The 19,827-nt window shown below is 71.7% G+C and carries 21 protein-coding genes; 19 read left to right on the top strand and 2 right to left on the bottom strand.

The window, feature by feature from the left end; all coding sequences use genetic code 11:
- Positions 1 to 15 precede the first annotated feature (15 nt).
- The 10 genes from ACZ56E_RS38350 (at position 16) to ACZ56E_RS38305 (ending at position 11,710) form a co-directional block, all read left to right on the top strand.
- On the top strand, positions 16 to 1,533 hold the full coding sequence (locus ACZ56E_RS38350; RefSeq protein WP_471221633.1) for an alpha/beta hydrolase: 1,518 nt from the start codon (positions 16 to 18) through the stop codon (positions 1,531 to 1,533).
- 241 nt (positions 1,534 to 1,774) lie between these two features.
- Positions 1,775 to 3,271, top strand: a complete 1,497-nt coding sequence (locus ACZ56E_RS38345) for an FAD-dependent monooxygenase (protein ID WP_471221632.1) — start codon at positions 1,775 to 1,777, stop codon at positions 3,269 to 3,271.
- A gap of 2 nt (positions 3,272 to 3,273) precedes the next feature.
- On the top strand, positions 3,274 to 4,773 hold the full coding sequence (locus ACZ56E_RS38340) for an FAD-dependent monooxygenase (protein ID WP_471221631.1): 1,500 nt from the start codon (positions 3,274 to 3,276) through the stop codon (positions 4,771 to 4,773).
- A 48-nt stretch (positions 4,774 to 4,821) separates the two neighbouring features.
- On the top strand, positions 4,822 to 5,358 hold the full coding sequence (gene cysC, locus ACZ56E_RS38335; RefSeq protein WP_471221630.1) for an adenylyl-sulfate kinase: 537 nt from the start codon (positions 4,822 to 4,824) through the stop codon (positions 5,356 to 5,358).
- The gene (cysD, locus tag ACZ56E_RS38330; RefSeq protein ID WP_471221629.1) at positions 5,355 to 6,302 is read left to right on the top strand and encodes a sulfate adenylyltransferase subunit CysD; all 948 of its coding nucleotides are present in this window, start codon (positions 5,355 to 5,357) and stop codon (positions 6,300 to 6,302) included. The genes cysC and cysD overlap by 4 nt, the downstream gene beginning before the upstream one ends.
- Before the next feature lies 1 nt (position 6,303).
- On the top strand, positions 6,304 to 7,629 hold the full coding sequence (locus ACZ56E_RS38325) for a sulfate adenylyltransferase subunit 1 (protein ID WP_471221628.1): 1,326 nt from the start codon (positions 6,304 to 6,306) through the stop codon (positions 7,627 to 7,629).
- A 2-nt stretch (positions 7,630 to 7,631) separates the two neighbouring features.
- A complete protein-coding gene (locus tag ACZ56E_RS38320; RefSeq protein ID WP_471221686.1) occupies positions 7,632 to 8,780 on the top strand; it encodes an ABC transporter substrate-binding protein in 1,149 nt (382 codons plus the stop codon).
- Between the two features lie 29 nt (positions 8,781 to 8,809).
- Positions 8,810 to 9,598, top strand: a complete 789-nt coding sequence (locus ACZ56E_RS38315; protein ID WP_471221627.1) for an ABC transporter ATP-binding protein — start codon at positions 8,810 to 8,812, stop codon at positions 9,596 to 9,598.
- Positions 9,585 to 10,466 carry an ABC transporter permease gene (locus ACZ56E_RS38310; protein WP_471221626.1) on the top strand — a complete coding sequence of 294 codons (882 nt, stop codon included), beginning with the start codon at positions 9,585 to 9,587 and terminating at the stop codon, positions 10,464 to 10,466. The genes ACZ56E_RS38315 and ACZ56E_RS38310 overlap by 14 nt, the downstream gene beginning before the upstream one ends.
- A gap of 200 nt (positions 10,467 to 10,666) precedes the next feature.
- Entirely contained in the window at positions 10,667 to 11,710 is a 1,044-nt protein-coding gene (locus tag ACZ56E_RS38305) for a ParB/RepB/Spo0J family partition protein (RefSeq protein WP_471221625.1), read from the top strand.
- Between the two features lie 22 nt (positions 11,711 to 11,732).
- Here ACZ56E_RS38305 and ACZ56E_RS38300 read toward each other — a convergent pair whose 3' ends face one another.
- Positions 11,733 to 11,945: a DUF6059 family protein gene (locus ACZ56E_RS38300; RefSeq protein ID WP_471221624.1), complete on the bottom strand. Its 213-nt coding sequence runs from the start codon at positions 11,943 to 11,945 to the stop codon at positions 11,733 to 11,735.
- A 210-nt stretch (positions 11,946 to 12,155) separates the two neighbouring features.
- Between ACZ56E_RS38300 and ACZ56E_RS38295 the strand changes: the two genes are divergently transcribed.
- Entirely contained in the window at positions 12,156 to 12,284 is a 129-nt protein-coding gene (locus ACZ56E_RS38295) for a hypothetical protein (RefSeq protein ID WP_471221623.1), read from the top strand.
- A 90-nt stretch (positions 12,285 to 12,374) separates the two neighbouring features.
- The gene (locus tag ACZ56E_RS38290) at positions 12,375 to 12,791 is read left to right on the top strand and encodes a pyridoxamine 5'-phosphate oxidase family protein (RefSeq protein ID WP_471221622.1); all 417 of its coding nucleotides are present in this window, start codon (positions 12,375 to 12,377) and stop codon (positions 12,789 to 12,791) included.
- A gap of 41 nt (positions 12,792 to 12,832) precedes the next feature.
- Here the strand turns inward: ACZ56E_RS38290 and ACZ56E_RS38285 are convergent, their stop codons facing one another.
- Entirely contained in the window at positions 12,833 to 13,300 is a 468-nt protein-coding gene (locus ACZ56E_RS38285; RefSeq protein WP_468612714.1) for a nuclear transport factor 2 family protein, read from the bottom strand.
- A 196-nt stretch (positions 13,301 to 13,496) separates the two neighbouring features.
- On the opposite strand from ACZ56E_RS38285, the gene ACZ56E_RS38280 reads away from it, so the two are divergent.
- The 7 genes from ACZ56E_RS38280 to fabG all read left to right on the top strand — a co-directional run bounded on the left by ACZ56E_RS38280 (position 13,497) and on the right by fabG (position 19,798).
- On the top strand, positions 13,497 to 14,939 hold the full coding sequence (locus ACZ56E_RS38280; RefSeq protein WP_471221621.1) for an FAD-dependent monooxygenase: 1,443 nt from the start codon (positions 13,497 to 13,499) through the stop codon (positions 14,937 to 14,939).
- A gap of 51 nt (positions 14,940 to 14,990) precedes the next feature.
- Positions 14,991 to 15,686 carry an antibiotic biosynthesis monooxygenase family protein gene (locus ACZ56E_RS38275; RefSeq protein ID WP_471221620.1) on the top strand — a complete coding sequence of 232 codons (696 nt, stop codon included), beginning with the start codon at positions 14,991 to 14,993 and terminating at the stop codon, positions 15,684 to 15,686.
- A 172-nt stretch (positions 15,687 to 15,858) separates the two neighbouring features.
- A complete protein-coding gene (locus ACZ56E_RS38270; RefSeq protein ID WP_471221619.1) occupies positions 15,859 to 16,188 on the top strand; it encodes a TcmI family type II polyketide cyclase in 330 nt (109 codons plus the stop codon).
- A complete protein-coding gene (locus tag ACZ56E_RS38265) occupies positions 16,185 to 17,456 on the top strand; it encodes a beta-ketoacyl-[acyl-carrier-protein] synthase family protein (RefSeq protein WP_471221618.1) in 1,272 nt (423 codons plus the stop codon). The genes ACZ56E_RS38270 and ACZ56E_RS38265 overlap by 4 nt, the downstream gene beginning before the upstream one ends.
- Positions 17,453 to 18,664 carry a ketosynthase chain-length factor gene (locus ACZ56E_RS38260; protein WP_471221617.1) on the top strand — a complete coding sequence of 404 codons (1,212 nt, stop codon included), beginning with the start codon at positions 17,453 to 17,455 and terminating at the stop codon, positions 18,662 to 18,664. The genes ACZ56E_RS38265 and ACZ56E_RS38260 overlap by 4 nt, the downstream gene beginning before the upstream one ends.
- A gap of 68 nt (positions 18,665 to 18,732) precedes the next feature.
- Positions 18,733 to 18,999, top strand: a complete 267-nt coding sequence (locus ACZ56E_RS38255; RefSeq protein ID WP_468612726.1) for an acyl carrier protein — start codon at positions 18,733 to 18,735, stop codon at positions 18,997 to 18,999.
- A 13-nt stretch (positions 19,000 to 19,012) separates the two neighbouring features.
- Positions 19,013 to 19,798 carry a 3-oxoacyl-ACP reductase FabG gene (gene fabG, locus ACZ56E_RS38250; protein ID WP_471221616.1) on the top strand — a complete coding sequence of 262 codons (786 nt, stop codon included), beginning with the start codon at positions 19,013 to 19,015 and terminating at the stop codon, positions 19,796 to 19,798.
- The last annotated feature ends 29 nt before the right edge of the window (positions 19,799 to 19,827 follow it).

Genomic DNA, 19,827 nt, shown 5'->3' with positions numbered 1-19,827 from the left:
AAGTTCCTAGCAATTATGGCGGCGGCCGCCACTGCCCTGGCGGGAACGGTCGCCGCGGCACCGGCGAAAGCCCCGGCCGACCGGCCGGTGTCCGGCGTCTCCTGGTCGCCCTGCCCGGACAGCGACCCCGTCGTCGGGGGCCTGCTCAAAGGGCTGGAGTGCGGCTCGCTCGACGTCCCGCTCGACCACACGCGGCCCGAGGGCCGCACGATAGAACTGGCGCTGACCCGCGCCCGGCACACCGCGCCCGAGGACCAGTACCAGGGCATCGTGCTGCTCAACCGCGGCCAGTGGCCCGGCCAGTTCGGACGCGACCTGCCCACCCGCTTCGCCAAGGGCACCTCCGGGCTCTCCCCGGCCGTCGGCGCCACCTACGACTGGATCGGCTTCGACCCGCGCGGCACCGGCGCCAGCGAACCGAAGATCACCTGCGAGCCGGGCTACGTCTGGCCCGGCACGGCCCGCGCCGACCTGGTCCCCGCCACCGCCGCCGAGGAAGAGGCCTGGCGCACCAAGGCCCGCGACTTCGCCGACAGCTGCGGCCGCGCCCACGGCGACACCCTCGACCACCTCGGCACCAAGGACGCCGCCCGCGACCTGGACCTGATCCGCCGGGCCCTGGGCCAGGAGCAACTCACCTACTTCGGCTGGGACTACGGCACCTACCTCGGCTCGCTGTACGCCTCGATGTACCCCCACCGGGTGCGCCGCATGGTCCTCGACACCGTGATGCTCCCCGAAAAGGGCTGGTACAAGGACGTCCTCGAACAGAACGCGACCTTCGAGAAGAGCGCCGAGAACTACTTCGCCTGGATCGCCCGGCACGATGCGACCTACCACCTGGGCACCACCCGGGCCGCGGTCGAGGCGAAGTACTACGAAGGCATGGACATGCTCCGCAAGGCCCCCGTCGAGGGCAGGATCGGCCCGGCCGAGTACACCGAGGTCTTCCTGGTCACCCTCTACCGCCGCTCCGCCTGGACGGGCCACACCAAGGCCCTGGCCGACTGGGTGCTGCGCAAGGACCCCACGGGCCTGAAGGCCAACTTCAACGAACCGGGCTACCCCACGCAGAACAAGCAGGCCATGTACAACGCGGTCCAGTGCACCGACTCGCCCTGGCCGCGCGACTGGCAGCGCTGGCACACCGACTACTCCCGCCAGTACCGCGCCGGCAACACCTTCCTGACCTGGTACAACGCCTGGTATAACGCGCCGTGCGCCTTCTGGCCCGCGCCCGCCGACACCCCGCGCAAGATCGGCGCCAAGGACGTGAACGTCCTGGTGGTGCAGGGCCAGCACGTCGCCGGCTCCCCGCTCTCGGGCGCCCGCGCCCTGCACCGGCGCTTCCCCGACTCCCGGCTGCTGGTGGAACGCGACGGCTACGAACACGAGACGTCCCTGTCCCGCAACGCCAACGCCTGCGTCAACGACCTGGTCGGCGCCTACCTCAAGGACGGCACCCGCCCGGCCGCCACCAGCGGCGCCGACGCCACCTGCCAGGCCGGCCCCCAGCCGGTGCCCACGCCCTAGCCCGGCACCCGCACCCGCAAAGTCCGCCCCTCGCACCCGCAAAGTCTGTCCCGCACCGGAAAGAGCCGCCGGTATCCGGAAGTTGCTCATCCGCCCGTCGCGTTCAACCGCGTGAAAACCGCGGTTGAACGCCCAAGACACCGGCCCCGCTTATGAATTCAACACCGTCATTGCAGCCGGACATGGGGATGTGTAGTTTGACATCGACGATTCCTCAGCCGCCCCGCGTGGAAGGTCAACAATGGAAACTGGCGTAATAATTGTCGGTGCCGGCCCTGTGGGATTGATGCTGGCCGGCGAACTCCACCTGGGCGGTGTGAATGTCACCGTCTTCGACAAGCTCCCCGCCCCCTCCGGAGAATCCCGCGCCCTCGGCTTCAACCGGCGGGCGGCGGAATCACTGGACCAGCGCGGACTGCTTCCCCGGCTCGGTGAATTCCGGTGGGGCCCGATGGGGCACTTCGGCGGCGTCCGCTTCGACCTCGGCATGCTGGAGGAGGACCACAGCGGCGTCCTGGGGCTCTCCCAGGCCCGCACCGAGGCCATGCTGGGCGGTTGGCTGGCCGAGCTCGGAGTGCCGGTGCGCCGCGGCCACGAGGTGACCGCCCTGCACGAGCAACCCGACGGCGTCCAGGTGAGCTTCACCGGACCCCAGGGCCCCGGCGAGGCGAGCGCCCACTACGTGGTGGGCTGCGACGGCCCGCACAGCACCGTCCGCACGGCGGCCGGCATCCCCGCCCGACAGTGGCGGCCCACCCGCGGCATGTACACCGCGGAGATCACCGGGGTGACGCTGCGCCCGCGGCCCATCGGCGAACGCCTGCCCGGCGGCCACATGGTGGTGTGCACCCCGCTGGGCGAGGGCCGCTACCGCATCGTCGTCCATGACAAGGGCCTGTCCCCGCACCAGGACCCCGGCACCCTGACCTTCCCGCGGATCGCCGACGCCTGGCAGCGCCTGACCGGCGAGACCATCCACCACGCGCAGGCCCAGTGGATGTGGTCGTGCAACAACGCGGCCGCCCTGGCCGACGAGTACCGGCGCGGCCGGGTGCTCCTGGCGGGCGACGCCGCGCACGCGATGCCGCCGCTGGCCGCCTGGGGCCTGAGCGCCGGACTGCAGGACGCGGTCAACCTCGGCTGGAAACTGGCGGGCGTGCTGGGCGGCTGGGCGCCCGAGCACCTGCTGGACACCTACCACGGCGAACGCCACCCGATCGGACAGCAACTGATCCGCGACGCCCAGGCGGCGTCGATGCTCTACCTCGGCGACGCCGACATGGACCCGCTGCGCGGCGTGCTCGGCGAACTGATGAGCCACAAGGACGCGGCCGGACACCTGGCCGGCATCGTGAGCGGCCTGGGCATCGGCTACGACCTGGGGCCGGGGGAGCACCCCCTGCTGGGCCGGCGCATGCCGCCCCACCGTGAACTGACCCGATCCGACGGCACCTCCGCCCGTGTCGCCGACCTGCTGCACACCGCGCGCGGCGTCCTGATCTGCGCCCAGGACACGGAGAGCGCGGGCAAGGTGGCCCAGCTCGCCGAGGACTGGAGCGACCGTATCGACATCGTCACCGCCACCTGGTCCGACAGTCCGCACCCGGCGCCGGACGCGGTCCTCATCCGGCCCGACGGCTACGTCGCCTGGACCGCTCCGGGCAGCGACAGCGACCTGACCGACGCCTTGGCCCACTGGTTCGGCACCCCCCGCGCCACCCACCGAACAGGAGCGTGAGCATGACCAGGGACGTGATAGTCGTCGGCGCGGGCCCGGTCGGGCTGATGATGGCCGGCGAACTGCGCCTGGGCGGCGCCGACGTCGTCGTCTACGAACAGCTGCCCGCCCCGGCGCGCGAGTCCCGCGGCGCCAGCCTCACCCGGCGCGCCGTCGAAAGCTTCGACCAGCGCGGACTGCTCACCCGGCTCGGCGCGACCGAGCCCGCCGACAGCCACTTCGGCGGCGTCCCCATCGACCTCGGCATCCTGGAGGAGGACCACAGCGGCGCCAGAGGAGTCTCCCAGTTCCGCACCGAGCGGATGCTGGAGGACTGGGTGGGCGAGCTCGGGGTGCCGGTGCGCCGCGGCCACGAGGTGACCGCACTGAGCGAGCGGCCCGACGGCGTCGAGGTGAGCTTCACCGGACCCCAGGGCCCCGGCCGGGACCGCGCCCGCTACCTCATCGGCTGCGACGGCGGACGCAGCACCGTCCGCAAGCTGGCCGGCATCGACTTCTCCGGCCCCGAACCCACCCGCGGCTTCTACACAGCCGACGTGACCGGCATCGAGACCCGCCGCCGGCGCATCGGCGAGAACCTCCCCGACGGAAGCATGATCATGGCGATGGACCTGGAGGACGGCGTCACCCGAGTCGTCGCCTACGAGCGGGGCATGCGCCCCAAGGACCGCGACTCCCTCTCGTACGCCGAACTCGCCGACGCCTGGCAGCGCCTGACCGGCGAGTCCATCCACCACGGGCAGTGCCGCTGGATCAGCTGCTTCACCGACGCCTCCCGGGTGGCCGCCGAATACCGGCGCGGCCGCGTCTTTTTGGCGGGCGATGCCACCCACGTCCAGCCGCCGGCGATGGCCCAGGGGCTGAGCGTGGGCGTGCAGGACGCGGTCAACCTCGGCTGGAAACTGGCCGCGGTCCTGCGCGGCCAGGCCCCCGAAGACCTGCTGGACACCTACCACGGCGAACGCCACCCGATCGGACAGCAACTGGCGCGCAACGCCCGCGCCGCCATCGAACTGCGCCTCACCGGCCAGGAGATGACCCCGCTGCGTGCCGTGCTGGGCGAACTGCTGACCCACAAGGACGCGGCCGCACACCTGGCCGGCGTCCTGAGCGGCCTGGGCATCCGCTACGACCTGGGGCCGGGGGAGCACCCCCTGCTGGGCCGGCGCATACCGCCCCACCACGAACTGACCCGATCCGACGGCACCCCGTCGCGCATCGCCGACCTGCTGCATGCCGCACGCGGCGTACTGATCTGCACCGAGGACACGGAGGGTGCGGGCAAGGTGGCCCAGCTCGCCGAGGACTGGAGCGACCGTATCGACATCGTCACCGCCACCTGGACACACGGCCCGCACCCGGCGCCGGACGCGGTCCTCATCCGGCCCGACGGCTATGTCGCCTGGACCGCTCCGGGCAGTGACAGTGACCTGACCGACGCCCTGGCCCACTGGTTCGGCACCCCCCGCACCACGGCCACCACCGCCGCCCGGCCGCGCTGACCCCCGCGCGCCGCACGGACGCCACCCCCCGACCCCCAGGAGATGCACGTGACGACCGGAGTCACCGTCTGGCTCACCGGACTGCCCAGCGCCGGCAAGACCACCATCGCCTACGAGCTGGCCGAGCGGCTGCGCGCGGACGGCCACCGCGTGGAGGTCCTGGACGGCGACGAGATCCGCGAGGCGCTCTCGGCCGGCCTCGGCTTCTCCCGCGCCGACCGCGACACCAACGTGCAGCGCATCGGCTTCGTCGCCGAACTCCTGGCCCGCAACGGCATCCTGGCGCTGGTCCCGGTGATCGCGCCGTACACCGACAGCCGCGAAGCGGTCCGCAAGCGCCACGACACCAACCGCACCCCCTACCTCGAAGTACACGTCGCCACCCCCCTGGAGGTGTGCAGCGCACGCGACGTGAAGGGCCTGTACGCCAAACAGGCCGCCGGGGAGCTGACCGGCCTGACCGGAGTGGACGACCCGTACCAGGAGCCCACGGCGCCCGACCTGCGCATCGAATCGCAGCACCAGACCGTGCGGGAGTCCGCCGCCGCGGTGTACGCCGTGCTCACCGAAAGGGGACTGTTATGACGCCGACCGTCGACCCGGTCAGGGCCGGCGAGCAGGACAGGGAGACCCCCTGCGCCCTCTCGCACCCCGACGCACTGGAGTCGGAGGCGGTCCACATCCTGCGCGAGGTGGCGGGCGAGTTCGAGAACCCGGTGGTGCTCTTCTCCGGCGGCAAGGACTCCATCGTCATGCTGCACCTGGCGCTGAAGGCGTTCACGCCGGCACCGGTGCCCTTCGCGCTGCTGCACGTGGACACCGGGCACAACTTCCCCGAGGTACTGGCCTTCCGCGACCGCGCGGTGGCCCGGCACGGACTGCGCATGCACGTCGCCTCGGTGCAGGACTACATCGACCGCGGAGAGCTCAAGGAGCGCCCCGACGGCACCCGCAACCCGCTGCAGACCCGGCCGCTGACCGACACCATCCAACAGCAGGGCTTCGACGCCGTGTTCGGCGGCGGACGCCGGGACGAGGAGAAGGCCCGCGCCAAGGAGCGCGTGTTCTCCCTGCGCGACGAGTTCTCCCAGTGGGACCCGCGCCGCCAGCGCCCCGAGCTGTGGAACCTGTACAACGGCCGGCACCTGCCGCGCGAACACGTCCGCGTCTTCCCGCTCTCCAACTGGACCGAGCTGGACGTGTGGCTGTACATCGCCCGTGAGCACATCGAACTGCCGGAAATCTACTTCGCCCACGAACGCGAGGTGTTCCGGCGCAACCACATGTGGCTGACCGCCGGCCCCTGGGGCGGGCCCAGGGACGGGGAGCGGACCGAGCGGCGGCGGGTGCGCTACCGCACGGTCGGCGACATGTCCTGCACCGGCGCGGTGGACTCCGACGCCGACACCATCGACAAGGTCATCACGGAGATCGCCGCGTCCCGGCTGACCGAACGCGGCGCCACCCGGGCCGACGACAAGCTCTCCGAGGCCGCGATGGAAGACCGCAAGCGCGAGGGGTACTTCTGAGATGAGTGTTCTGACCGACACCACCGTCGACACACTGCGCTTCGCCACCGCCGGCTCCGTGGACGACGGCAAGTCCACCCTGGTGGGCCGCCTGCTGCACGACTCCAAGTCGGTCCTGGCCGACCAGCTGGAAGCCGTCGCCCACGCCTCCCGCAACCGCGGCCAGGCCACCCCCGACCTGGCGCTGCTCACCGACGGCCTGCGGGCCGAACGCGAGCAGGGCATCACCATCGACGTCGCCTACCGCTACTTCGCCACCCCGCGGCGCCGGTTCATCCTCGCCGACACGCCCGGACACGTGCAGTACACCCGCAACATGGTCACCGGCGCCTCCACCGCCGAGCTGACGGTGATCCTGGTCGACGCCCGCAACGGCGTCGTCGAGCAGACCCGCCGCCACACCGCCATCGCCGCCCTGCTGCGCGTCCCGCACGTCGTACTGGCCGTCAACAAGATGGACCTCGTCGGCTACCAGGAGTCCGTCTTCACCGCGATCGCCGAGGAATACACCGCCTACGTCAAGGAGTTGGGCGGCCCCGAGGTCACCGTGATCCCCATCTCCGCCCTGGCCGGCGACAACGTCGTGGACTCCTCCGCGCACATGGACTGGTACGGCGGCCCCACCGTCCTGGAACACCTGGAGACCGTCCCGGTCAGCCCCCACCTGGCACCCTGCTCCGCCCGGCTGCCCGTGCAGTACGTGATCCGCCCGCAGACCCCCGAGCACCCCGACTACCGCGGCTATGCCGGCCGGATCGCCGAGGGCACCTTCCGCGTCGGACAGGAGGTGTGCGTCCTGCCCTCGGGCCGCACCTCCACCATCACCGCCATCGAACGGCTGGGCCGGCCCGTGGACAGCGCCTGGACCCTGCAGTCGGTGACCGTGCTGCTCGCCGACGACCTCGACGTCTCGCGCGGCGACCTGATCGTGCCGGCCAAGGACGCGCCGGCCACCACCCGGGAGGTGGAGGCGACCGTGTGCCACGTCGCCGACCAGCCGCTGCGCGTGGGCCACCGGGTGCTGCTCAAACACGGCACCCGCACCGTCAAGGCCATCGTCAAGGACATCCCCTCCCGGCTCACCCTGGACGACCTGTCGCTGTACCCGCACCCCGGACAGCTCGCCGCCAACGACATCGGCCGCGTGAAGATCCGCACCGCCGAACCGCTGCCGGTCGACTCCTACGCAGACTCCCGGCGCACCGGCTCGTTCATCCTGATCGACCCCGGTGACGGCACCACCCTCACCGCGGGCATGGCCGGCGAGTCGTTCGCCTCACCCGACCCGGCCGCCGACGGCGCCCGGGACGACGGATGGGACTTCTGACCATGCCCGCCACCGGCCCGCCCCCACCCACCCGCCGCCGCCCTCTGCCGCGCCGTACCGTGCTACGCCGTACCGCACCGGTCCTGGCCGCCGTGTTCCTGCTGGCCCCCACCGCCTGCGGCTACGGCTCCCAGGCCAAGGACGACCGGAGCACCGCGAAGATCGCCGCCGGCGCGCAGCGCATCGACGGCCTGGACTCCGTACGCATCGGCTACTTCGCCAACCTGACCCACGGCACTGCGCTGGTGGGCAACCGGCAGGGCTTCTTCCAAAAGGCGCTGGGCGCCACGAAGGCGACGTACGCGACGTTCAACGCAGGTCCCTCCGAGATCGAGGCGCTCAACTCCGGGTCGATCGACATCGGCTGGATCGGCCCGTCCCCGGCCATCAACGGCTTCGCCAAGTCCGGCGGCAAGAACCTGCGCATCATCGGCGGTTCGGCCTCCGGCGGCGTCAAACTGGTCGTCGACCCCGACAAGATCACCTCCATCGCGGACGTCAAGGGCAAGAAGATCGCCACCCCGCAGCTCGGCAACACCCAGGACGTGGCCTTCCTCAACTGGGCGGCCGGGCAGGGCTGGCACGTCGACGCGCAGAGCGGCAAGGGCGAGGTGACCGTGGTGCGCAGCGACAACAAGGTCACCCCGGACGCCTACAAGTCCGGCTCCATCGACGGCGCGTGGGTGCCCGAGCCGACCGCCTCCAAAATCGTCGCCCAGGGCGGCAAGGTCCTGCTGGACGAGAAGACGCTGTGGCCCGGCGGCACGTTCGTCATCACGAACATCATCGTGTCGCAGAAGTTCCTCGCCAAGCACCCCAAGGTCGTCGAGGCGGTGCTGAAGGCGTCGGTGGACACCAACAAGTGGATCGCCGCCCACCCCGGCGCGGCCAAGGCGGCCGCCAACCAACAACTGGCCGCCGACGCCGGCAAGGCCCTGCCCCGCCCGGTCCTGGACGCGGCCTGGAAGTCGATCGACTTCACCGACGACCCGCTGGCCGCCACCTTGCGCACCCAGGCCGGGCACGCCGTCGAGGCCGGCCTGCTCGAGCGGCCCGACCTGGCCGGCATCTACGACCTCACCCCGCTCAACAAGATCCTGAAGGCCGCCGGCCGGCCCCCGGCCGACGACGCCGGCCTCGGCGTCCGCTGACCCCGATGCGTTCCCAGGAGGTGACGACCATGACCACGACGCTGGCCAAGGCCGGTGACGCCACCGCGACGGCCCGCCACGCCGCCCGCCTCGAGCACGTCTCGAAGTCGTTCCCCGGCCCCGCCGGGCCGCAGCTCGTGCTGGACGACATCAGCCTCACCGTCGCACCCGGCGAGTTCGTCACCCTCCTGGGGGCCTCGGGCTGCGGCAAATCCACCCTGCTCAACCTCGTCGCCGGCCTCGACGGGCCCACCACCGGCGAGATCACCACCGACGGCCGGCCCGCCCTGATGTTCCAGGAACACGCCCTGTTCCCCTGGCTGACCGCCGGCAAGAACATCGAACTCGCCCTCAAACTGCGCGGTGTCGCCCCCCGGCAGCGGCGCGAGCGCGCCGACGAGCTCCTGGAACTCGTCCGCCTCAAAGGCGCCCACGGCAAACGGGTGCACGAGCTGTCCGGCGGCATGCGTCAACGCGTCGCACTGGCCCGCGCGCTGGCCCAGGAGAGCCGCCTGCTGCTGATGGACGAACCCTTCGCCGCCCTGGACGCCATCACCCGGGACGTCCTGCACGACGAACTGACCCGCATCTGGAGCGAGACCCAGCTGTCGGTGCTGTTCGTCACCCACAACGTGCGCGAGGCCGCCCGCCTGGCCCAGCGCGTCATCCTGCTCTCCTCCCGCCCCGGACGCATCGCCCGCGCCTGGGACGTGGACATCCCCCAGCCGCGCCGCATCGAGGACACCGCCGTCGCGGAGCTCTCCATCGAGATCACCGAACAGCTACGGGGGGAGATCCGCCGGCATGGCCAGTACTGAGACACCCACCGCCAAGGACGGCAACGACCTCGCCGGCCTCGACGCCCTGGAAGCCCACCAGCACATCCGCAAGCCCTTCACCCTGACCCTGCGGGAGAAGGTCCTGCCCCCCGTCACCGCCATCGCGCTGGTCCTCGCGGTGTGGCAGGCGCTGGTCTCCTTCGAGATCGTCGACGACCCCAGCAAACTGCCCTCCCCGGGCGCGGTGTACGAGGTGGCGCGCCAGGCCTGGCTGGAGGGCGAACTCCTGGGCTACATCTGGACGTCCGTCTCGCGCGGCCTGCTCGGCTTCTGCCTCGCCCTGCTCATCGGCACCCCCCTGGGCCTGCTCGTGGCCCGGCTGAAGTTCCTGCGCGCGGCGATCGGCCCGATCCTCTCGGGCCTGCAGTCCCTGCCCTCGGTGGCCTGGGTGCCGCCCGCGGTGATCTGGCTGGGCCTGAACAACTCGATGATGTACGCGGTGATCCTGCTCGGCGCGGTCCCCTCCATCGCCAACGGCCTGGTCTCCGGCGTCGACCAGGTGCCGCCGCTGTTCCTGCGGGCCGGACGCACCATGGGCGCCACCGGCCTCAAGGGCACCTGGTACGTCGTGCTGCCGGCCGCCCTGCCCGGCTACGTCGCCGGACTCAAACAGGGCTGGGCGTTCTCCTGGCGCTCGCTCATGGCCGCCGAGATCATCGCCTCCTTCCCCGACCTCGGCCTCGGTCTCGGCCAGCTCCTGGAAAACGGCCGCAACGCCAGCGACATGGCCATGGTCTTCGAAGCCATCCTGCTCATCCTGCTGGTCGGCATCGCCATCGACCTGCTCATCTTCAGCCCCCTGGAGCGCTGGGTCCTGCGCAGCCGCGGCCTGCTCGTGAAGCACTGAATCCGCTCGTGCAGCGCTGAATCCCAGCTCGGGCCGCGGTCCGATGACCGTCAACTCACCCTCGACCGGGGCTAGAGACCCCGCTGCGACGCTCATCCGGAATAGCGGCAGAAAGGGCACACCGGATGGCTTTCAATGACGGGCGGGCTACGGTGATCGCAGACGGTTTGAGTTCCGCCGAATTAGGGTGCGACGAGCCGGTGACCGGTGAAGAAATCGGCCCCAAAAACATCGAGAACACACCGGCACAGGAACTCCCGGTCCATGCGCTCTCGCCCGGACTGCACCTGCGCCAGGGGGGAATCAACGCCGCGTATCTCCAATTGCTCGTCGAGGCGTCGGGCCGCTCCCAATTGCCGCCCGTGCTCGTGCAGAAAGACGGCTGGCGGATCATCGACGGGCTGCACAGACTGGAGGCCGCGAAACTCTGCGGCGACCACAGCATCAAAGCGCGGCTCATCGACTGCTCGGACGCCGAAGCACTCGTCATCGCCATGAAGGCCAACAGCGCGCACGGACTTCCGTTGTCGAAGGCCGACCGCATCGGCGGAGCCGAACGCGTACTGCGGGCGCACCCCGAATGGTCCGACCGCGCCATCGCGAGCGTCACGGGACTGAGCGCCAAGACGATCGCGGCCCTGCGCGACCGCTCCGCGCTGACCACTCCGCCGGGCGGCCAGCGCCTGGGCCTGGACGGGAAGCTGCGCTCGGTGACCGCCGGCGAGGGCCGGCGCCGCGCCGCCGCCTACATCAACGCCCACCCCGAGGCCACGCTGCGGGAAGTCGCCCGGGAGACCGAGGTGTCCCTGGGCACCGTCCACGACGTGAGCGCCCGGCTGCGCCGCGGCGTCAGCCCCGAACGCAACGGGCTCAGGGGGACCGGGGCGCGCATGGCCCTGCACCCGCCCGACCGGGCCGCGCAGGCCGCCCCGGCGGCCGACCACGCCCAGGCGCCGGACGCCGAGGACCTGCCCCTGCGGCGCACCGGCCCGGCCGATGAGCCCCCCGCCTGGGAGACGGTCGCGGCCAAGGTCGCCAACGACCCGTGCATCCGCTACACCGCCGGCGGCAAGGAGTTCCTCCAGTGGATGGCCCAGCACGCCGGTGACCCGGACGGCTGGCGCGAGCTCGTCGGCGCCGTCCCGCCGCACTGGGTCGGCGTCATCGCCCCCATCGCGGAGAGCGTCAGCAAGGAGTGGAGCCTGTTCGCCGAGCGGCTCAGGGGCCGGCAGGGAGCGGTGTGAGGCCCGCCCCCGTGATGCCGCGTCAGGAGCGCTGTTTCAGCTGCTGGTCGAGCGCGTGCTCCACCGGGGTCAGGGCGACCTCGGGGCACAGCCGCTCCGGATGGGCTTGGGGCGGGCCCGCCGGCTCCCGGGGCACGGCGCCGGGCGGGAGCCAGGTTCCCGACATGTAGATGGCGCCGTGGGCCTGCAGGGCCGCGTACACCTCGCGCCAGAAACGCCTGATCAAGCCGGGCATGGGGATCCCTCCGATAGGGGCGCGGCCACGGGGGACCGCAGAGGCTGCGGGCGCGCCGGGCTGTGACGGTGCGGGCTTTGGTCGACGGGGTGTCGAGGCGGACTCGAGCCGCCCCTCAGCCCGGCCTCGAGAGCGCCTTGCCAACGTGGCCGGGTGGAGCAGTCGCGCTCCGCGGCTCCGCGGGGCGCACGGTCGCAGGAGGAGAGGCCCATGGACGAGGCCGAACGTGAGCGGCAGGGACGCGGCGCGGAAGGGGTCGCGCCGGTGCTCCGGCTCGCCGGGGTGGACGACGACGAGGACGAGCCCGTGGAGGCGAACGTGGTCCGCGGGATCGACTGAGAGACCCCCCCTTCCCGGCCGGGACCGCGAGCCGCGACGGTGGTGTGCCAGGGCGCGTTGCGCCGGTGACCGAAAGAGGAATCCAAGACGATGACGCTCTCCCCGCGGCGCGCCGGCACGACGGCGATGTCCCCCTCGGCCCGTACGTTCCTCACCGCGCCGCACACCGCCGTGCTGAGTACGCTGCGACCTGACGGCACGCCCCATCTGACGCCCGTGCGGTTCACCTGGGACGAGCGGGCGGGCCTGGCCCGGGTCCTGACGGTGAACACGACGCGCAAGGTCAAGAACGTGCTGGCCGCGCCGCTGGCCCGGGTCGCGCTCTGCCAGGTGGACGGCTTCGCCTGGGTCACCCTTGAGGGCACCGCCCAGGTCTTCGACGCCCCCGAACGCGTCGCCGAGGGGGTCCGCCGCTACACCGAACGCTACTTCTCCGGGCCGCCGAACCCGCCGGGACGGGTGGTCGTGGAGATCACGGTCGACCGGGTGACGACCCTCAACTGCTGAGCCCGCCGCACCTGGTGAGGGCCCTGATGGCATGCGGGTCATCAGCCGCGCGCGCCGGGCGGCACCCCGTCCACCCAGATCAGCCCGAAGGAGAGCCGGGTGAGCCGCCAGCCGTCCGCGGTGCGGCGGGCCGAGCCGCTCACCGAGGTGCCGGTGGTGAACAACTCGGGCCCCTCGCCGCCGGGATGGTGCACGTGCGTGGAGACGAGGTTGGCGCGCAGGCTCGCCTCGTCGCCCGCGCAGTCCACCACCGCGGGCGAATTCAGGTGCTGGGTGCGGGCGAAATGCGCCAGCGCGCTGCGGTGCCATTCCGCGAGCCCGGCCCTTCCCTCGTGCCGGCTCAGGGGGAACGCGACGACGGCGTCCTCGGTGAACAGCGTGCGCGCCCACGCGTCGTCGAGCTTTTCGGTGTCCAACGCCAGGAGATAGCGGTCCAGCAGCCCGCGCACGGTAAAGGCGTCCACCATGGCCGTGTCCGGAGTGAAGGCTTCAGCTTCAGTCGAGGTCATGCTTGAGAATGGGCCCACAAAGGCACCCCGACCAACCCCGCCTGTAGAAGATCTGACATTCTCCGCACGTTTCTGTACTGGACTGCAGAAGCCGTGAACCAGCTTCTCTTTACCGCCCGCTCCGGCGCTGTCCATACTCGTAAAACATCAACCAGAAGAGGGCGGATGGACGACGATGGACAATTATGACGCGGACGTGATCATCGTAGGTGCGGGTCCCACAGGACTCATGCTTGCCGGTGAGTTCGGCCTGCACGGAATTTCCGTTCTCGTGGTCGACAGGCTCGCCGAACCGATGCAGCAGTCACGCGCTCTTGGATTCTCCGCGCGCACCATCGAGGAATTCGGGCAGCGCGGGCTGCTGTCCCGCCTCGGCGAGGTCGACGTCATCCCCGCCGGGCACTTCGGCGGAGTGCCGCTGGACTACCGGGTGCTCAGCGGCGGTTCCTACGGCGCGCGGGGGATACCCCAGTCCCGCACCGAGGCGATGCTGGCCGGCTGGGCCACCGAGCAGGGTGCCCGCATCCGCCGGCCCGTCGAGGTCACCGGCCTGGTCCAGGACGACGACGGCGTCACGCTGCAGCTGGCCGGGCCCGACGGCGGCCAACTGCGCGGGCGTTACGTCATCGGGTGCGACGGCGCCCGCAGCGCGGTGCGCACCGCCGCCGGGATCGACTTCCCCGGCACCGAGCCGGCCATCGAGCTGCGCTTCGCCGACATCGCCGGGGTGCGGCTGCGGCCCCGGTTCGCCGGCGAGCGGGTGCCCGACGGCATGATCATGGTGCTGCCGCTGGGCCCGGACCGCTGCCGCATCATCTACTACGACCGCACCGAACCGCTGCGCAAGAGCGCCGACCCGATCACCTTCGAGGAGGTCGCCGACACCTTCCAGAAGCTGTCGGGCGAGGACATCCACGCGGCCACCCCGCTGTGGGTGAGCTCCACCACCGATGTGAGCCGGCAGGCCGCCGAGTACCGGCGCGGCCGGGTCTTCCTGGCGGGCGACGCCGCCCACATCCACCTGCCCATCGGCGCCCAGGGCATGAGCGCCGGCGTGCAGGACGCGGTCAACCTCGGCTGGAAACTGGCGCTGGTCCTCAAGGGGCTGGCCCCCGACGCACTGCTGGACACCTACCACAGCGAGCGGCACCCGGTCGGCGCCCGCATCCTCACCAACACCCTGGCCCAGCGCATCCTCTACCTCGGCGGCGAGGAGATCACCCCGCTGCTGGACGTGTTCACCGAGCTCACGCAGTACGAGTCGGTGCAGACCCACCTCGTCGGCATGGTCACCGGACTCGACATCCGCCACGAGGTGGGCGCGGGCGAGCACCCGCTGCTCGGCCGGCGCCTCCAGGACGCCGAACTGACCTGCGACGGACAGCGCAGGAGCGTCTACGGCCTGCTGAGCGCCGGCCGGGGCGTCCTGCTCGACTTCGGCGGCGACAGCCCGCTGCTCGATGCCGCCAAGGCCTGGTCGGACCGCGTCGACATCGTCGAGGCGGACCGCGGCCAGGACCTGCCCGAGGCCGACGGGATCCTGCTGCGCCCCGACGGCTACATCGCCTGGATCACGCCCGACCAGGGCGCCGACACCCTGCCCCGAGCACTGGAGCGCTGGTTCGGCCCCGCCGCCTGACGCCCGGCCCCACGGTCCGCATCCATTCCTGACAGGAAGTGACACCCCGCCATGCCCTACATCTCCACCCAGGACAAGTACCTGACCGTCCTCAACCTGTTCACCACCGACCGGCCGGACAAGCAGGACAAGCTGATCCAGGAGATGCGGAAGATCGTCGACACCGCGGCCTTCGACGGCTGGATCTCCTCCACCGTGCACGCCGGCCAGGACAGCCCCGGCACCGCCAACTTCATCCAGTGGCGCAGCGGCGAGGACCTGGAGAAGCGGTATGCGGGCGAGGAGTTCAAGCACCGCACGCTGCCCGTCTTCCAGGACATCACGACCTCGATCCGGCTGCTGCAGAGCGAGATCGTCCACACCCAGCGCCACCCCTCCCAGGGCGAGGCGACCGAGGTCTCGCCCGACCGCGACGACCACACCGTCATCGAGATCTTCAAGGTCGCCGAAGGCAACCAGGACGAGCTGATCGCGGAGCTGGGCGAGGGCCAGTCCTGGCTCGTGGACGTGGACGGCTACCGCTCGCACAGCGTCTTCAAGGGCCTGCGCGCCCGCTTTTTGGACGGGCCCTTCGTCGTCGTCTACTCGCAGTGGGCGAGCAAGGAGCAGTACGACGCCCACCGCCACCAGCCCCTGGCGCAGCAGTCCGAGACCCGCCAGAAGTCCGAGGCGCGCATCAACGCCCTGAAGACCGAGAGCGACTGGAACTCCTACCGGGTCATCCACAGCCGCGCCGCGGGCGCCTGAGCCCTGCCCCTGCCCGGGGCCGGCCGCGCGGGCCGGCCCGTCGAGCACACCCGGCGCCCGGCCGCCCGCCGGGGGCCGGGCGCCCCCGCCCGGCCCCGGCCCGCCCGACGCAGGCCCGCCGGCCCTGACCCTGTCGTGCCCAGCGCCCGGCGCCCACCGCAAGGAGCGAGGTATGCACAGCACGCTGATCGTGGCCCGGATGGCGATCGACTCCAGCCACGACGTCGCCGAACTGTTCTCCGACTTCGACGCCACCGACATGCCCCACCGGATGGGGACCCGGCGCCGTCAGCTCTTCGCCTACCGCGGCCTCTACTTCCACCTCCAGGACTTCGACAGCGACGACGGAGGCTCCCGGATCGAACTGGCCAAGGACGATCCGCGCTTCGTCAGGATCAGCGAGGACCTCAAGCCGCACATCGAGGCCTACGACCCGGCGACCTGGCGCTCCCCGGCCGACGCCATGGCCAAGCGCTTCTACTCCTGGGAGGCCGGCGCATGACGCAGCGCCGCGTGGTCATCACCGGCATCGAGGTCCTGGCCCCCGGCGGCCTGGGCCGAAAAGAGTTCTGGCAGCTGCTCAGCGAGGGCCGCACCGCGACCCGGGGCATCACCTTCTTCGACCCCGCGCCGTTCCGCTCCAAGGTGGCGGCCGAGGCCGACTTCTGCGGCCTGGAGAACGGCCTGACCCCGCAAGAGGTACGGCGCATGGACCGGGCCGCGCAGTTCGCCGTGGTCACGGCGCGCGGCGCGGTCGAGGACAGCGGCGCCGAACTGGCCGCCCACCCGCCCCACCGCGTCGGCGTGGTCGTGGGCAGCGCGGTGGGCGCCACCATGGGCCTGGACGACGAATACCGCGTCGTCAGCGACGGCGGCCGCCTCGACCTGGTCGACCACCGCTACGCCGTGCCGCACCTGTACAACTACCTGGTGCCCAGCTCCTTCGCGGCGGAGGTGGCCTGGGCGGTCGGCGCCGAGGGGCCCTCCACGGTCGTCTCCACCGGCTGCACCTCGGGCATCGACGCCGTCGGCTACGCCGTGGAGCTGGTGCGCGAGGGATCCGTCGACGTCATGGTCGCCGGGGCGTCGGACGCGCCGATCTCACCGATCACCATGGCGTGCTTCGACGCGATCAAGGCGACCACCCCGCGCCACGACGCGCCCGCCCAGGCCTCGCGGCCCTTCGACAGCACCCGCAACGGCTTCGTGCTCGGCGAGGGCGCCGCCTTCTTCGTCCTGGAGGAACTGCACAGCGCCCGCCGCAGGGGCGCCCACATCTACGCCGAGATCGCCGGCTACGCCACCCGCTCCAACGCCTACCACATGACCGGACTGCGCCGGGACGGCGCGGAGATGGCCGAGGCCATCCGCCTGGCCCTGGACGAGGCCCGGCTCGACCCCGAGCAGATCGACTACATCAACGCCCACGGCTCGGGCACCAAGCAGAACGACCGGCACGAGACGGCCGCGTTCAAAAAGGCACTGGGCGAGCACGCCTACCGCACCCCGGTCAGCTCCATCAAGTCGATGGTGGGCCACTCGCTGGGCGCCATCGGCTCCATCGAGATCGCCGCCTCCGCCCTGGCGATGGAGTACGACGTCGTGCCGCCCACGGCCAACCTGCACACGCCGGACCCCGAATGCGACCTGGACTACGTGCCGCTGACGGCCCGCGACCAGCGGGTCGACTCCGTGCTGACGGTCGGCAGCGGCTTCGGCGGATTCCAGAGCGCCATGGTGCTCACCAGCGCGCAAAGGAGCACCGTATGACCCCGGTCGCGGTCACCGGCATGGGCATCGCCGCCCCCAACGGACTGGGCGCGGCCGACTACTGGGCGGCCACCCTCGGCGCCAAGAGCGGCATCGGCCGCATCACCCGCTTCGACCCCTCGGGCTATCCCGCCCAACTGGCGGGCGAGATCCCCGGGTTCGAGGCCGCCGAGCACCTGCCGGGCCGGCTGCTGCCGCAGACCGACCGCGTCACCCGGCTCTCGCTGGCCGCCGCGGACTGGGCGCTGGCGGACGCCGGCGTGGACGTGGCCGCCTTCGACCCGCTGGACATGGGCGTGGTCACCGCCAGCCACGCCGGCGGCTTCGAGTTCGGCCAGGACGAACTGCAGAAACTGTGGGCCAAGGGCAGCCAGTTCGTCTCCGCCTACCAGTCCTTCGCCTGGTTCTACGCGGTCAACAGCGGCCAGATCTCCATCCGGCACGGCATGAAGGGGCCAAGCGGCGTCCTCGTCAGCGACCAGGCCGGCGGCCTGGACGCGCTGGCACAGGCCAGACGGCTGGTGCGCAAGGGCACCCCGCTGATCGTGTGCGGCGCCGTGGACGCCTCGGTCTGCCCCTGGGGCTGGGTCGCCCAGCTCGCCGGCGGGCGGATGAGCGACAGCGACGAACCCACCCGCGCCTACCTGCCCTTCGACCGCGACGCCCGCGGCTACGTGCCCGGCGAGGGCGGGGCGCTGTTCACCCTGGAGTCCACCGAGGCGGCCCGCGCCCGCGGCGCCCAGGTCTACGGCGAACTCGCCGGCTACGGGGCGACCATCGACCCGCCCCCGCACAGCGGCCGCGGCTCCACCCTGCGCACCGCCATCCGCACCGCCCTGGACGACGCCGGCACCGACCCCGGCGACATCGACGTGGTCTTCGCCGACGGCGCGGGCGTGCCCGAACTGGACCGGGCCGAGGCCGCGGCGATCAGCGAGGTCTTCGGTTCCGGCCGCGTCCCGGTCACCGTGCCCAAGACGATGACCGGCCGCCTGCACTCCGGCGCCGCACCCCTGGACGTGGCCTGCGCGCTGCTTGCCATGCGGGCCGGCGTCATCCCGCCCACCGTCCACATCGACCCCTGCCCCGAGTACGACCTGGACCTGGTCCTGTACCAGGTGCGCCCGGCCACCCTGCGCACCGCGCTGGTGCTGGCCCGCGGCCACGGCGGGTTCAACTCCGCGATGGTCGTGCGCGCCGGGCAGTGAGCCGCCCGCGCCCCGGCGAGGCGAGCACCGCCGCGCCGGCCGGACCCGAGACGAAGGAAACACCAACCATGACCGACCGACCTTTCACCCTCGCCGACCTCAAGCGCATCCTCGTCGAGGCCGCGGGCGCCGACGAGGCCGCCCGGCCCGACGACATCCTGGACACCACCTTCGCCCTGCTGGGCTACGAATCGCTCGCCCTGCTGGAGACCGGCGGCTGCATCGAGCGCGAGTACGGCATATCGCTCGACGACGACACGCTGACCGACGCCCTGACCCCCCGGGAACTGATCGACACCGTCAACGAGCGGCTGGCCGCCGCCCGCGTGGCCTGAGAGGACACCCGCCATGACACAGTCCACCTCCCGCGTCGCGCTCATCACCGGCGCCACCAGCGGCATCGGCCTGGCCACCGCCCGGCTGCTGGCCGGCCAGGGCCACCTGGTCTTCCTGGGCGCGCGCACCGAGAGCGACGTCATCGCGACCGTCAAGGCCCTGCGCAACGACGGCCTGGAGGCCGAGGGCCAGGTGCTGGACGTACGCGACGGCGCCTCCGTCACCGCCTTCGTCCAGGCCGCCGTCGACCGCTACGGCCGCATCGACGTCCTGGTCAACAACGCCGGCCGCTCCGGCGGCGGCGTCACCGCGGACCTCACCGACGAGCTGTGGGACGACGTGATCGACACCAACCTCAACAGCGTCTTCCGCATGACCCGCGCGGTGCTCACCACCGGCGGCATGCGCACCCAGGAGCGGGGCCGCATCATCAACGTCGCCTCCACCGCGGGCAAACAGGGCGTCGTGCTGGGCGCCCCCTACTCCGCCTCCAAGCACGGCGTCGTCGGCTTCACCAAGGCGCTCGGCAACGAACTGGCCCCCACCGGCATCACCGTCAACGCCGTCTGCCCCGGCTACGTGGAGACGCCGATGGCCCAGCGGGTGCGCCAGGGCTACGCCGCCGCCTACGACACCACCGAGGAGGCGATCCTCACCAAGTTCCAGGCCAAGATCCCCCTCGGCCGCTACAGCACCCCCGAGGAAGTCGCCGGCCTGATCGGCTACCTGGCCTCCGACACCGCCGCCTCCATCACCTCCCAGGCGCTCAACGTCTGCGGCGGCCTCGGCAACTTCTGAAAACCGCCCCGACCGCCCCGCCCAAGGAG

This window comes from Streptomyces sp. NPDC039480 (assembly GCF_055597165.1).
This window is presented reverse-complemented; position numbering and strand designations above follow the sequence as displayed.

Coding starts and splice junctions, on each gene's coding strand:
- ACZ56E_RS38260 (WP_471221617.1), top strand. CDS start 17,453: ATGACCCCGGTCGCGGTCACCGGCATGGGCATCGCCGCCCCCAACGGA.
- ACZ56E_RS38285 (WP_468612714.1), bottom strand. CDS start 13,300: ATGACCTCGACTGAAGCTGAAGCCTTCACTCCGGACACGGCCATGGTG.
- ACZ56E_RS38270 (WP_471221619.1), top strand. CDS start 15,859: ATGCACAGCACGCTGATCGTGGCCCGGATGGCGATCGACTCCAGCCAC.
- ACZ56E_RS38320 (WP_471221686.1), top strand. CDS start 7,632: ATGCCCGCCACCGGCCCGCCCCCACCCACCCGCCGCCGCCCTCTGCCG.
- ACZ56E_RS38350 (WP_471221633.1), top strand. CDS start 16: ATGGCGGCGGCCGCCACTGCCCTGGCGGGAACGGTCGCCGCGGCACCG.
- ACZ56E_RS38255 (WP_468612726.1), top strand. CDS start 18,733: ATGACCGACCGACCTTTCACCCTCGCCGACCTCAAGCGCATCCTCGTC.
- ACZ56E_RS38325 (WP_471221628.1), top strand. CDS start 6,304: ATGAGTGTTCTGACCGACACCACCGTCGACACACTGCGCTTCGCCACC.
- cysD (WP_471221629.1), top strand. CDS start 5,355: ATGACGCCGACCGTCGACCCGGTCAGGGCCGGCGAGCAGGACAGGGAG.
- ACZ56E_RS38295 (WP_471221623.1), top strand. CDS start 12,156: ATGGACGAGGCCGAACGTGAGCGGCAGGGACGCGGCGCGGAAGGGGTC.
- ACZ56E_RS38310 (WP_471221626.1), top strand. CDS start 9,585: ATGGCCAGTACTGAGACACCCACCGCCAAGGACGGCAACGACCTCGCC.
- ACZ56E_RS38315 (WP_471221627.1), top strand. CDS start 8,810: ATGACCACGACGCTGGCCAAGGCCGGTGACGCCACCGCGACGGCCCGC.
- ACZ56E_RS38275 (WP_471221620.1), top strand. CDS start 14,991: ATGCCCTACATCTCCACCCAGGACAAGTACCTGACCGTCCTCAACCTG.
- ACZ56E_RS38290 (WP_471221622.1), top strand. CDS start 12,375: ATGACGCTCTCCCCGCGGCGCGCCGGCACGACGGCGATGTCCCCCTCG.
- fabG (WP_471221616.1), top strand. CDS start 19,013: ATGACACAGTCCACCTCCCGCGTCGCGCTCATCACCGGCGCCACCAGC.
- ACZ56E_RS38345 (WP_471221632.1), top strand. CDS start 1,775: ATGGAAACTGGCGTAATAATTGTCGGTGCCGGCCCTGTGGGATTGATG.
- ACZ56E_RS38265 (WP_471221618.1), top strand. CDS start 16,185: ATGACGCAGCGCCGCGTGGTCATCACCGGCATCGAGGTCCTGGCCCCC.
- ACZ56E_RS38300 (WP_471221624.1), bottom strand. CDS start 11,945: ATGCCCGGCTTGATCAGGCGTTTCTGGCGCGAGGTGTACGCGGCCCTG.
- ACZ56E_RS38340 (WP_471221631.1), top strand. CDS start 3,274: ATGACCAGGGACGTGATAGTCGTCGGCGCGGGCCCGGTCGGGCTGATG.